Below are 12,907 nucleotides of genomic sequence, written 5' to 3'. Positions count from 1 at the left end.
ATCAGAGGATTAATCCCGAGGGGTCGCACGCCTGAATTGAAGCCTAGCCGATTCGAGCGCCCCTGTCGCCGCGCGGCCCCGATGCCGGCGGGCAGGGTGCCCAGGCCCGCCTTCATCCCCACCAGGAGAACGGCGGCATGCCGCGCGAGCCGCCACCGGGCAGGATCCAGTAGCCCGGGTTCGGCTGAAACGCGAAGTAGTTGCCCTGTCCCGACCGGTTGTTGATGGTGATCGTATAGGTTGCCCCGCCCGAGGCCTGATCCAGTTCGGCCACCGACAGCTCGTCCTTTGCGGCTGGCAGCACCAGCACCACTTCGCCCGGTTGTTCCTCGATGACGGAAAAGGTGAGGTCCGCCTTTGGCTCGGCGCGGAACAGCTCGGCAATGGCACCGCGCGGATCGGCGATCAGCCTGGCGCGGAAGGCGGCGTCCGTCTCCGCCTGCGTGCGGATGACATCCTCGACGTCGGCGCGGTTCCAGGAGGTCTGTTCGGTCATGGCAGGGTCCTTTGTGTGGGATCAGAACGGAAAGAACGGACGGCCGGGCCGCAGGAACACGTTGCCCATGGCATTGGGGCCGCCGGGCATCTTGGTGTTGGCCCAGGTGACGGAATCAACGATCTGGCCATTGACGCCGGTAAAGCCGCCGGACGCTTGCGCCAGCTCTGCCTCGGAGAGCTCGTCGGCCTCCGTCGCGCCCGCCCGCGGCAGCACCAGCACCACTTCGCCCGGCTGCTCCTCGATCACCCGCAGTTTCAGCCCCGGCATCGGCGCCAGCCGGAACGCCTCGGCAATTGCCGCCAGCGGATCGGCCACAAGCGCTGCCCGGAACACCGGATCCACCGCCGCCCGGTCCTGGATCACCCGCTCAAGGCTCTGGCCGGCGGGCGTCTCCTGTGCCGGCTGGCTCTCTGGCATCGGGTGAATGTCTGTCGCGTCACGCATCTAGGGTCTCCTGTCGTCAGCCAGACCGTTTGGGTCTTGCCGCTTCATGACCCCACACTGCCCGACCTCGCCGCCCTTGCGGGGATTGGACCTTGAAACTTTCAGGGTTGGAAGATGGATGCCCCCCCACCGCGCCGCCCCGGCCCGGATTGCAAACAACAGCCGGGGCCTGTTCCGTGTCCTTAGGCACGGAACAGGTTCATCGCCACCCGCGCCAGCGCCCCGGCCTTCGCCTCGGTGATGGCGGACCGGTCCTGACTTGCCGGTGTGACAACAATCGGCTGCAGCGGCATTTTGAAAGTCTCCAATTGGCCAGTATGTAGCGACAAATCGCCAATTGGTAAGAGGTGGGCTGGATGGGGCAAACTTGTTCCGGGGAACCGGCATGGGACGGTGTGAAAACTAGCCTTTCATAAGGCACGTTATGCGAAGCTAGGCGAGGAAAGCTTCGGTTCAAAACAATTCGGATGGAGTGGGCAATTGCGACTAGGTTCCGTCGTTTGTTCTTCGCGAAGCGAGCATCCACTTTGTGGTCCATTCCGGACGACGAAGCAGTTTGATTGAATGCCCGAAAGCCACCTAGTCGGCTTAGGGCTTCCGCAAAGCGCGTCAGTCATCAATGTGCCTCGGAACTGATGCAAGTTGAATCCTTGCACCCTGACGCAATAAGAACATTGAAACTATTTTCCCGCCTCGGTTGAGGTTTGCCATTATGAACCTATTTAGGGCTCAAAGGGGGGCTCAATGAAGCTTATCGGTGATTTCAAAGACTTTCTCCGTGACACTGTGAACCTCAACAAGAACCGGATTGATCTGCTTGAAGTGCGCGTCGAAACGATCAAGTCGTTCCTCCGAGGCTCCGACTGGGAGCCAACGATCTCTGCTTTCATCAAGCAAGGGTCATGGGCGCACGACACCATCATTCGACCAGTGGACGGCGGGGAGTTCGACGCCGACTTGCTCGTTAGAGTTCTGCCAGTTGATGGATGGAGCGCGGCGCAATACGTCAGAGACTTGGGTCGCGTTTTTCTTGATAGTGGAAGATATGGAGATAAGACGGTAGTCTATGACTACTGCGTCACGATTACATACGCCGACGATTGCAAGATAGACATCGCCCCGCTTGTCATGGACCGCGAGTTCCAAGGAACTCTCGAGGTCTGCGATAAACGAAACGACACATTCGAAGAAACCCAGCCCGTCGATTACACGAGGTGGATACAGGAGAGGAACGGATATTCCGGCAAACAATTCGTTCCGTAAAGCGACTCGCCTCATCAAGTACATTCGCGATATCAAGAAGCGGTTCAGCTGCCAGTCGGTTCTCCTTACAACATTGATCGGTTATCGAATCGAATGGAATGATAAATATTCTAATGAGTTTGCCGATACGCCAAGCGCGTTGCAGACGGTGATGGGAAGGCTGGATGATTGGCTTCAGGCCCGTCCGGACAAGCCGAAAGTCCCCAACCCGGCGCTTGCCACCGAGGACTTCGCCGACCTCTGGAACGACACGCAGTATGCCAATTTTCGGAGCTTTGTGAACAAGTATCGACAATGGATCGACGACGCCGTGAACGCCACGACCCGGTCAGACAGCATCGAGAAGTGGCGGCAGGTATTCGGCGACGACTTTGCGAAGGGGGAAAATGTAAAGAAGCAGGAAGCGTCGGCGCGCCAGCAGGTGCGCGCCATGCTCATGGAGGGAGCAGCGCATCTGGACAGTCTTGTTGACAGTGTAGTCGACTTCGGCGTCGATATTCTTCCATCTAAATTTCGGACGCCGCCGCATCTACAACCGTCGCCGTGGTTACCTGCCGAAAATGTATCTCGCAACGTTCAGGTATTCGCAGAGTATCGCGAGGCTAGGGGTTCTAGCCGAAAACAACAGATAAACTCCGGCGAAGCCTTGCCTTCGCGTGGCGGACTTTGGTTTGATGTCCGTGTCAACAAGTTTCAAACGGTTCCCACCAATTGTTATGTGAGATGGCGGGTTACGAACACCGGTGCGGTGGCGATGGCGCTTAAGAAGGGACGAGGCGGATTCGAGAAGCCGACTGACGGTGACCGCCTTTGGGAGAGCCTGGAATACCGAGGAGTACATATGACGGAGGCATTCATAATTCGCAGGGCCGATGACCGCCTGGTTGGTTTCAGCGACCCCTTCTACGTCGTCATCAAGTAGGTCGAGGAAACAAAAATATGCCAGAAATCGATACCGTCGGTGAGAATTACTACAAGCCGCTCGAGCGTGCCGAGAGTGTAGCCGGCTGGCTATTTTGGGTAGTGTCGATCCTATCGATCGCGGCTCTTCTTGTGGATCGCGCCGCCTATCCTGTCGCCTACGATGCCATCCAAATCGGGTTCGTCGTCTGCGTACTACTTTTCTTCGCTCTGGGGCAGGCGCAGAAGCTATATTTTTTTCCACGCGCAGAGGACGCGCGGAGGCGTCAGCTTCTCCAGAACAGTTTCGACGTTGCGCTGACGAACGAAGAGACTGTCGGCTACTATAACAACGAGCAAACCAATTCTCTCAAGCGCCTCGCCGCGTCGACGATGGAGAGCGCGTACTTCACGTCGAACGTCTCGAGGAAAATGCTGGTAGGGCAACGCGCGACGACGCTCTGTTACGTCTGCCTGTACTTGGTGGCAATTCTTTATCGCTCAACGGACCTCGAGGTTCTCGCGGTCCTCGCCCAGGTTCTCTTTAGCGAAGATGTATTGTCGCGCTGGATTCGGCTTGAATGGCTTCGGAGCCGAAGTGAAAAGGTTTTCGACAGCCTCAATGCGATGTTCGTCGCGAAGCCTGCCTTCTCCCGTCCGGTCGCGCAGTCGCAGGCAGTCGATCTCTTCTCCTTTTATGAAAGCACCAAATCCACGGCTGCAATCCTTCTGTCATCGAGCGTGTTTCACAAACACAATTCGGACCTGACTGCCAAGTGGGAGCAGATACGCCAGAAACTTGGCCTCTGAGACCCCTATGGCGACGACAGTCGGTGAAGCCTTTCGTCAGTTCAAGACCAATCTGGAGATCACTAGTCTTCAGGAAAGTACCACGTCCACCCGTCAGACAAACGTCCGCGACTCGGTAGCCCGCGACTTTGTCGTGCTCGAGACCTTTCTCACGGGCTCCTATCGTCGAAACACGATGATCGCTCCCCTCAACACCGCAGACATCGACGTCTTTGTCGTGCTCGATCCGAAATACTATGCGGCCGGAAATCAGAGCTCTCTTTTGACATCCGTGATGACGACGTTGAAGAAGGAGTACCCCACCACGCCGAGGATCAAGCCCGACGGGCAGGCCGTCACCGTCACGTTCTCGGATTTCAAAGTGGATGTGGTTCCAGGCTTCTACCGGACCGGAGGTGGATTCCTCATACCCGACGCCAATATGACGAGGTGGCTTGCCACCGATCCGAAGAAGCATGTTGAATTGTGGTCCGCATCGAACAAAGCGCATGAAGGGGCGCTGGTCCCGCTGATAAAGATGCTTAAGTGTTGGAACCGCCAAAGAGGTGGCCGCTTCCGATCCTTTCATATCGAAGTTCTCGTTCGCGATGTCCTGGCGGGCGTAACTATCACCGACTATCCCAGCGGCGCCCGCTTTGTGTTCGATAAGATGCGAAGCAAGGTTTGGTACAAGGTCGCCGATCCCGCAGGCTACAACGATGATGTAGCCCCTTACCTTTTGAGGGCTGACGCTGACAAGATGATCGCAGATCTTGATCACGCCTATCGATCCGCACTCGTCGCGGAACACAATCTGAATCGAGGACTCACGAAAAACGCGATTGAGAGCTGGCGTTTCATCTTCGGCGACCAGTTCCCAGCTTACGGATAGTATCGCGGCAAGCTCACTGTCTACCGAATAGCCTTGCACTGCGAGGTCCTGGCGACGAGAGCTTGGGGCCTAACTCGACGACGGTACTCGAATCTTTTAAGTCCGCTACCGCCTTTCTACATCTCAGTCTGGACTATCTCGTCCCCCCAAAGCCGACATCAATCCCCAAAAAGACAAAACCCGCCCAATCGTCTCCGATGGGCAGGTTCATTTGTTCAGGGCTGCATGAGCCGCCTGATGACCTGAACAGGCCTTCCCAAGCGGCTCGGGATCACGTCATTCCCTCAGCTACACCCGCTCGTCGAGCCACAGGTGTCGCATTTCAGGCAGGTGCCGTTGCGGACCATGGTGAAGTTGCCGCATTCCGAGCAGCTTTCGCCTTCATAGCCCTTCATCCGGGCCTGGGCGATGCGCTCGGCTGCCGAAGTGGAGGGGGAGGAGGGGGCGGCCTGCGGGGCAGGGGCGGCTTCCAGTTTCAGGGCCACTTCCGTGTTGCCCGAACGGGCAAAGGCGGTGGCGACGGCCGAGGTCTGGGCGACCGGCTGGGTGGCCGCCTTCACCGGGGCAACCGACAGTGAACCGGCCGGCTCGCCGCCGGCCGAGACCAGGCGGAAGCGTTCGGTCTGGCCGCGCACGAGACCGTGCGAGACGACGCCCGGTTCGCTGCCCCGGCCCTCGTTCGGGCCCGAGCTCATGGCCGTGTTGCCGATGGCCTCGGGGGCCACATGGGCCAGGTCATGACGGCCGAGGTAGGACACGGCCAGCTCGCGGAAGATGTAGTCGAGGATCGAGGTGGCGTTCTTGATCGCCTCGTTGCCCTGCACCATGCCCGCCGGCTCGAACCGGGTGAAGGTGAAGGCGTCGACATATTCCTCCAGCGGCACGCCATATTGCAGGCCGAGCGAGATGGCGATGGCGAAGTTGTTCATCAGGGAGCGGAAGGCGGCGCCTTCCTTGTGCATGTCGATGAAGATCTCGCCGAGGCGGCCATCCTGGTATTCGCCGGTGGTCAGATACACCTTGTGGCCGCCGACGCGGGCCTTCTGGGTGTAACCCTTGCGACGGTCCGGCATCTTCTCGCGCGAGCGCACGGTGCGCTCGATGATCCGCTCGACGATGCGTTCGGCAATGACTTCCGCCTTGGCGGCCATCGGCTTGGCGGCGATGGCTTCGGCGGCCTCTTCCGCGTCCTCGTCCTCGTCGGCGATCAGCTGCGAGTTCAGCGGCTGGCTCAGCTTGGAGCCGTCGCGGTAGAGCGCATTGGCCTTCAGCGCCAGGCGCCAGGACAGCATGTAGGCTTCCTTGGCGTCCTCGACGGTGGCGTCATTCGGCATGTTGATCGTTTTGGAGATCGCGCCGGAAATGAACGGCTGGGCCGCCGCCATCATGCGGATGTGGCTTTCCACCGACAGGTAGCGCTTGCCGATCTTGCCGCAGGGGTTGGCGCAGTCGAAGACGGCGTAATGCTCCTTCTTCAGGAACGGCGCGCCTTCCAGCGTCATGGCACCGCAGACATGGGTGTTGGCGGCCTCGATCTCGGCCTTGGAGAAGCCGAGGAACGGCAGTAGCTCGAAGGCCGGGTCGTTCATCTGCTCGCCCGTGACGCCGAGCGCAGCCATCTGCTCGTCGCCGAGCGTCCAGCGGTTGAAGACGAACTTGATGTCGAAGGCCGACTTCAGCGAGCCCTTCAGCTTGGCAAGGCTCTCGTCGGAGAAGCCCTTGGCCTTCAGCGCGGACGGATGGATGCCGGGCGCCTGGTCAAGCGAGCCGTGACCGACCGCATAGGCCTCGATCTCGGCGATCTCGCTGGCGCGGTAGCCGAGCACCTCGAGCGCTTCCGGCACGGCGCGGTTGATGATCTTGAAGTAGCCGCCGCCGGCCAGCTTCTTGAACTTCACCAGGGCGAAGTCCGGTTCGATGCCGGTGGTATCACAGTCCATGACGAGGCCGATGGTGCCGGTGGGGGCAATCACGGTCGTCTGGGCGTTGCGGTAGCCGTGCTTCTCGCCGAGCTCCAGCGCGCGGTCCCAGGCGAGCTTGGCGCGCTCGATCGGGGTCTGGTCCGGGCAGTTGGCATGGTCCAGCGGCACCGGGTTGGTGGAGAGCAGCTCGTAGCCGGCCGCCTCGCCATAGGCGGCGCGGCGGTGGTTGCGCATGACGCGCAGCATGTGGGCGGCGTTGTCGCCATAGCCCGGGAAGGCGCCGAGTTCGCCGGCCATCTCGGCCGAGGTGGCATAGCACACGCCGGTCATGATCGCGGTCAGCGCGCCGCAGAAGGCGCGGCCCTCGTCGCTGTCATAGGGAATGCCGGCGGTCATCAAGAGGCCGCCGATGTTGGCATAGCCAAGGCCCAGCGTGCGGTAGCGGTAGGAGAGTTCGGCAATTTCCTTGGACGGGAACTGCGCCATCAGCACCGAGACTTCCAGCACGATGGTCCACAGGCGGACGGCATGCTCGTAGTTGGCGACGTCGAAAGAGCGGTCCGGCCGGCGGAACTGCAACAGGTTCAGCGACGCCAGGTTACAGGCCGTGTCGTCGAGGAACATGTATTCCGAGCAGGGGTTGGATGCGCGGATCTCGCCCGAGGCCGGGCAGGTGTGCCAGTCGTTGATGGTGGTGTGGTACTGGATGCCGGGATCGGCCGAGGCCCAGGCGGCATAGCCGATCTGCTCCCACAGCTCCTGCGCCTTCAGGGTCTTCATTACCTTGCCGTCCTTGCGGGCGGTCAGGTCCCAGGTGCCATCGTCCACCACGGCCTTCAGGAAGCCATCGGTGACGCGCACGGAGTTGTTGGAGTTCTGGCCGGCCACGGTCAGATAGGCTTCCGAGTCCCAGTCGGTGTTGTAGACCGGGAATTCGATCGAGGTGTAGCCCTGGCGCGCGAACTGGATGACGCGGCGGATGTAGTTTTCCGGCACCATCATCTTCTTGGCGGCGCGGATCTCGCGCTTCAGCGCCGGGTTCTTGGCCGGGTCAAAGCACTCGCCATTGTCGGCCTCGCAGTTGACGCAGGCCTTCATGATCGCAGTCAGGTGCTTCTGGCAGATCTTGGAGCCGGTGACGAGCGCGGCCACCTTCTGCTCTTCCTTCACCTTCCAGGAGATGTAGTCCTCGATGTCCGGATGGTCGACGTCGACCACGACCATCTTGGCCGCGCGGCGCGTGGTGCCGCCGGACTTGATCGCGCCGGCTGCCCGGTCACCGATCTTGAGGAAGCTCATCAGGCCGGAGGAGCGGCCGCCGCCGGACAGCTTCTCGCCTTCACCGCGCAGGCGCGAGAAGTTGGAGCCGGTGCCGGAGCCATACTTGAACAGGCGCGCCTCGCGCACCCACAGGTCCATGATGCCGTTCTCGTTGACGAGATCGTCCTCGACCGACTGGATGAAGCAGGCATGCGGCTGCGGGTGTTCATAGGCCGAGGTCGAGCGGGTCAGCTCGCCGGTCTGGAAGTCGACGTAATAGTGGCCCTGGCCGGGACCGTCGATGCCATAGGCCCAGTGCAGGCCGGTGTTGAACCACTGCGGGCTGTTCGGCGCCACCTTCTGGGTCGCCAGCATGAAGCGCAGTTCGTCAAAGAAGGCGCGGGCGTCGGCTTCGCTGTCGAAATAGCCGCCCTTCCAGCCCCAGTAGGTCCAGGTTCCGGCGAGACGGTCAAAGACCTGACGTGCGTCGGTCTCGGAGCCGAAACGCTCCTTCTCGGGCAGGCCGACGAGCGCAGCCATGTCGGCTTCCTGGCGCCACAGCCAGGACGGAACGGTGTTTTCCTCGACAGCCTTCAGGCGCGCGGGCACACCGGCCTTGCGGAAATACTTCTGCGCCAGGATGTCGGCAGCAACCTGCGAAAACTGCGCCGGAACCTCAATGTTTTCCAGGCGGAAGACGACGGAGCCATCCGGATTGCGGATCTCGCTCGTGGTCGTCGTGAATTCGATGTCAGCGTAGGGTGACTGTCCGTCCCTGGTGTAACGCCGCTCAATCCGCATTCCCATGCCCCCTTCGCCACGCCAATAAAGACGCTCGCAAGCGTCTGTCGAGGCAAACAAAACCCATGCCGGGAAACGCAAGTCTCCCGACTGTGAACTGCCGCCGCCCTGTCAACGGGGCCCTGTCTTGCTGCAGGGCCATCCAGATAATCGAATTCTGAGGTTGCACCGGGTCCCGGTGAACCAAGGGGTCTGCGTCCAGCTTCGGCCAAGGCGCCCGCAGCGCAGTGCGCACCGCCGGATGACGTGGCAAACATGACTTCACCCGCCCGGCCAATGTGAGGCCAGGCGACGACGCCCTGTCGACTTTTACTGGAGGAGGCCAGCCAGATTTCCCGGCCCCGGATACGCACACCCTATGATGACGACATTAGTGTGAATCGTTCGTTACCGTCAAGCGGCGGAGGGCTAGCCGTGGTGTGTCGTTTGGTGGCGTTCGTCTAAATATTGTGGTGGCTGTGGAAATCGGGGAGTTTGGTGGACAAGCCGGCAATCGCGGAATTTGGCGCTGGATTCTTCGACGGATCAGGGGTTTCGGCGGCTGGCCTGACACGTTCTGCGAAGTTCAACCGATATGGAGACAATTTGAAGAAAACCCATGCCCGCCAATTGAACCGGGTTTAAGCGCCCCTGTGCCATGGATAGCGCGTCGGAGCATGTTGGGGGCCCGGAAGTCAGCATGAAACATCACCACGCCGCCTTTGGCTTGCCACTGGAAGGGCTCGACGCCGTCATCGTCGAGGACTCGCGCCAGATGCAGGCCATTCTCAGGTCCGTCCTGCTCAGTTTCAAGGTCGAGCGGGTGCGCGTCTTCGATACGGTTGATTCGGCGCTTGAGGCGATGCTCTCCGAGCCGCCCAATCTGATTCTGGCAGACTGGAAGATGGAGCCGTCGAGCGGTTACCAGCTTCTGCGGCTGATCCGGCACAAGAACATGGCGCCGCTCTGCTTCGTGCCGCTGCTTTTTGTCACGGCGCATGGCACCCGGGCTCTGGTCGACAAGGCCTTGCGGGCCGGGGCGCATCATCTGCTGGTCAAGCCGGTCTCGCCGTCACTGCTGTTCTCGCGCCTGCGCTGGCTGCTTAATGACGACCGTGAGTTCGTGCTTGATAAGCACGGTTTCTATACCATTGATGGCGTTGGTGAACTTCTCGATGCCCAGGCGGGCAAGATGCAGACGCTCGACAGTGCACGCGCCTATCATGAGCGGGCAACGCGTCGCTATCAGGAAGCGCTCGAGGCCGTAGAACAGGTCTTCAGCGGGGACGACCAGCAACAGACCGAGCCGTCGGTCCTGCGCAATCAGGTGCGCGCGCACTCGGTCCGTCCGCCGGTTGCTGCCCCGAAAGCCGCCCAGAAAGCCACTCCGCCCAGCGCGGACACGAGCGGTGAGGCCACGCCGCCCGTCAAGCGCACCGCCGACAAGACCGAGACGCCAGCTGCCAAACGGCTGAAACTCGCCAAGGCACAAGCCTATGCGGCACTGACACAGAGCAAGAGCCAGGCCAAGGCGTGAGCCTTCGGCATCCCGGATCGCGTCGGCTTGCGCCGGCTATCGCGGGCAACCTGTGCGGTACGCGCGCAAGCGGCGTCCAAGCCGCTGGACAGAATGGCGAAGTCCCGTCATATTCCGCGCAAATTCCGTGTGGCCGGCGTGGCCACGCGCCATGCAGTGAGGCCGGGTTTCCGGCCAGGGAGCGCACCGACTATGAAGCAGCTTCTGCTCGAGCTTTTCACCTGGTGGAACGGCCAGACCATGGGCACCCGCTTCTTCACCTGGCGCAAGGGCGAGTTCGTCGGCGAAGACGAATTCGGCAACAAGTACTACCGTGAGCGTGGCGGCAAGAAGCGCTGGGTCATCTACAATGGCCTCGCCGAAGCTTCGACGATTCCCCCGGGCTGGCATGGCTGGATCCATCACCGCGTTGATGTGGCCCCGACCGAGGAAGCCTATCACCCGAAGTCCTGGCAGGCACCGCACCAGCAGAACCACACCGGCACGCCGGCGGCCTATCGCCCGAAGGGCTCGATCCTGGCCGACAACAAACGCCCGGAAGTAACCGGCGACTACCAGCCCTGGACCCCGGGCCAGTAAGCGGTCGAAGGTTTTACATCTGCCTGGTTCAACGAGAAAGCCCGCCAGACAGCGGGCTTTTTTTATATTTTCCAGTCACTAGGATCAGAACGCGTATTTGCTCTCGGCCAGCAGTCCGAACCGCCGATAGGTCTGTTCCGCGGATCGGGTGCCTTTGTAGTGCGATTGAAGCAGCCAGTATCTGCCACCGACGCCGACGTGCCAATTCTCCGTCACGGCCATGTGCATGAGAGCCTCCGCTTCCACGCCATATGTGTAGGCGCTTCGAGCATCCTTGGGCTTGTGATAGGCCCACGGAACAGCCGCCAAGTCAGCGCTGAAGCCAACGCGGCTCGTGAGTTGGCCCTTGGCCGACAGACCAATCCGCAAAGCGTTCCAGTTGGTTTGCAGGTTGCGCTTGGAACCCCGATAGACCCCGACAAACTCATCATTCAGGAAATGGTAGCCGATAAAACCGCGCAAGGTCGCAGACTGGTCGTCGGTACGAGCTAAAGTCCAGCCGCCATCAATGACTGCATAGCCAAACCCGCTGTCCTGGTGTCCGTTTGCGGCATAGCCGCGGAAGGTTTGCTTGCCATCGAGATTGCGTCCAATACCGGCATAAGCGCGGAAGAAAGTTCCATCGATATCATCGTCGAACTCACCAACCAGCTCGGCTGAATGGCTCGGACGCGCATCGGAGGTCATCATGCGATTGCCGCTGACCGATATGTCGGACGAAGCAGTGCTGTTCCAGTAGCGCAATCCGATCGACCCTCGCAGCATGGCCCCGGCAACAGGATCCGGCGATTGGGCTCTGGAAGCGGTGGCGGACGGATCTGCGGCCACAGCAGTTCCAAGGCTCAAGGGGATCAGAATGGTGAGGGCAAGGACGGGTTTCGACAAGGACAGCTTCCATCACAAGGCAATAAAGTCATTGCCAGCCAATGACATAGATCTCGATGCTCTCGTCGCTTGTGCATGGTTAATGTGAGGTAAAATGCTGGTTGTGCCCGTTCGTGCCGCGCATCCCGGTTGCGCAGCCGCACGCAGTGGTCGAAAAAAGAGCCTGCAGACCCTGCGTCACCTGAGGCACGGCGTGGGCCTTTCGAGGTGGCTGGATTTGCGTGCCTGATGATCCTGATTGGCGAGCCAGGCCACAGACGAGCCAGAAACTCGGAAGCTGATTCGATCGCCTGACGGAGCAAAGTGCGTCAGGACTTGCGCGTCGATGGCGGCAAGGGACAAAAAAAGACCCGCCAGAGGCGGGTCCTAATAGTTTGATCAATCTTCGCTTGCCGGCAGGGCCGGGATCAGCGGCGGCGGCATGTCGAGGCCGAGGCGCTTGTCGAGATAGGTGCCACAGCGCAGCATCAGGTCGTCGATGTTGTTCTCGAAGAAGTGGTTCGCGCCCGGGATCGTCTCGTGATCGATGATGATGCCCTTTTGCGTCTTCAGCTTGTCGACGAGGTTCTGCACGTCCTTCTGCGGCACCACCTTGTCATTGTCGCCATGAACGATGAGCCCTGAGGACGGGCAGGGGGCCAGGAAGGAGAAGTCGTGCAGGTTTGCCGGCGGCGCGACCGAGATGAAACCTTCCACTTCCGGCCGGCGCATCAGCAGCTGCATGCCGATCCAGGCGCCGAAGGAGAAGCCGGCGATCCAGCAGGCGCGGGCGTCCGGATGGACGGTCTGCACCCAGTCCAGCGCGGCAGCAGCATCCGACAACTCGCCCTGGCCGTGGTCGAAGGAGCCCTGCGACCGGCCGACACCGCGGAAGTTGAAGCGCAGGACGGCAAATCCGCGCTGCGCGAACATGTAATACAGCTGGTAGACGATCTGGTTGTTCATGGTGCCGCCGAACTGCGGATGCAGGTGCAGCACCAGAGCGATCGGCGCATTCCGCCGCTTGGCGGGATGGAAACGGCCTTCCAGTCGTCCGGCCGGGCCGTTGAAGATCACCTCGGGCATGAAGCGCGATGTCCTTTTTTGTTTCCCGGAGCCAGACCCGGGACATATGGTCCAGATACGTGAAATCCCGGAGGTCTAAACTTGACTTTCGG

The 12,907-nt window shown here is 60.8% G+C and carries 11 protein-coding genes; 6 read left to right on the top strand and 5 right to left on the bottom strand.

Annotated features, from left to right (window positions below; all coding sequences use genetic code 11):
* Window positions 1-112: 112 nt before the first annotated feature.
* Window positions 113-496 carry an NHLP leader peptide family natural product precursor gene (locus OVA12_RS16095; RefSeq protein ID WP_268139093.1) on the bottom strand — a complete coding sequence of 128 codons (384 nt, stop codon included), beginning with the start codon at window positions 494-496 and terminating at the stop codon, window positions 113-115.
* A gap of 21 nt (window positions 497-517) precedes the next feature.
* Entirely contained in the window at window positions 518-943 is a 426-nt protein-coding gene (locus tag OVA12_RS16090) for a hypothetical protein (RefSeq protein WP_268139091.1), read from the bottom strand.
* 744 nt (window positions 944-1,687) lie between these two features.
* Between OVA12_RS16090 and OVA12_RS16085 the strand changes: the two genes are divergently transcribed.
* The 4 genes from OVA12_RS16085 (at window position 1,688) to OVA12_RS16070 (ending at window position 4,787) form a co-directional block, all read left to right on the top strand.
* Window positions 1,688-2,206, top strand: coding sequence for an SMODS domain-containing nucleotidyltransferase (locus tag OVA12_RS16085; RefSeq protein WP_268139089.1), 519 nt, complete (start codon window positions 1,688-1,690; stop codon window positions 2,204-2,206).
* Between the two features lie 73 nt (window positions 2,207-2,279).
* Complete coding sequence (locus OVA12_RS16080) at window positions 2,280-3,128, top strand: nucleotide-binding domain-containing protein (protein WP_268139087.1); 849 nt, start codon at window positions 2,280-2,282, stop codon at window positions 3,126-3,128.
* A 17-nt stretch (window positions 3,129-3,145) separates the two neighbouring features.
* Entirely contained in the window at window positions 3,146-3,916 is a 771-nt protein-coding gene (locus OVA12_RS16075; protein ID WP_268139085.1) for a hypothetical protein, read from the top strand.
* Window positions 3,917-3,923: 7 nt separating this feature from the next.
* Window positions 3,924-4,787: a CBASS oligonucleotide cyclase gene (locus tag OVA12_RS16070; RefSeq protein WP_268139083.1), complete on the top strand. Its 864-nt coding sequence runs from the start codon at window positions 3,924-3,926 to the stop codon at window positions 4,785-4,787.
* A gap of 284 nt (window positions 4,788-5,071) precedes the next feature.
* Here the strand turns inward: OVA12_RS16070 and OVA12_RS16065 are convergent, their stop codons facing one another.
* Window positions 5,072-8,770, bottom strand: a complete 3,699-nt coding sequence (locus OVA12_RS16065; RefSeq protein WP_268139442.1) for a vitamin B12-dependent ribonucleotide reductase — start codon at window positions 8,768-8,770, stop codon at window positions 5,072-5,074.
* A 679-nt stretch (window positions 8,771-9,449) separates the two neighbouring features.
* Here OVA12_RS16065 and OVA12_RS16060 point away from each other — a divergent pair.
* The gene (locus tag OVA12_RS16060) at window positions 9,450-10,286 is read left to right on the top strand and encodes a response regulator (RefSeq protein ID WP_268139081.1); all 837 of its coding nucleotides are present in this window, start codon (window positions 9,450-9,452) and stop codon (window positions 10,284-10,286) included.
* Between the two features lie 192 nt (window positions 10,287-10,478).
* Window positions 10,479-10,865 carry an NADH:ubiquinone oxidoreductase subunit NDUFA12 gene (locus OVA12_RS16055; RefSeq protein ID WP_268139079.1) on the top strand — a complete coding sequence of 129 codons (387 nt, stop codon included), beginning with the start codon at window positions 10,479-10,481 and terminating at the stop codon, window positions 10,863-10,865.
* A gap of 84 nt (window positions 10,866-10,949) precedes the next feature.
* On the opposite strand, the gene OVA12_RS16050 is transcribed toward OVA12_RS16055, so the two are convergent.
* Both OVA12_RS16050 and OVA12_RS16045 read right to left on the bottom strand, forming a co-directional pair.
* Complete coding sequence (locus tag OVA12_RS16050; RefSeq protein ID WP_268139077.1) at window positions 10,950-11,750, bottom strand: hypothetical protein; 801 nt, start codon at window positions 11,748-11,750, stop codon at window positions 10,950-10,952.
* Between the two features lie 378 nt (window positions 11,751-12,128).
* Window positions 12,129-12,815: an alpha/beta hydrolase gene (locus OVA12_RS16045; RefSeq protein ID WP_268139075.1), complete on the bottom strand. Its 687-nt coding sequence runs from the start codon at window positions 12,813-12,815 to the stop codon at window positions 12,129-12,131.
* Window positions 12,816-12,907: the final 92 nt, after the last annotated feature.

This window comes from Pannonibacter sp. SL95, assembly GCF_026672425.1.
Lineage (GTDB): Bacteria > Pseudomonadota > Alphaproteobacteria > Rhizobiales > Stappiaceae > Pannonibacter.
This window is presented reverse-complemented; position numbering and strand designations above follow the sequence as displayed.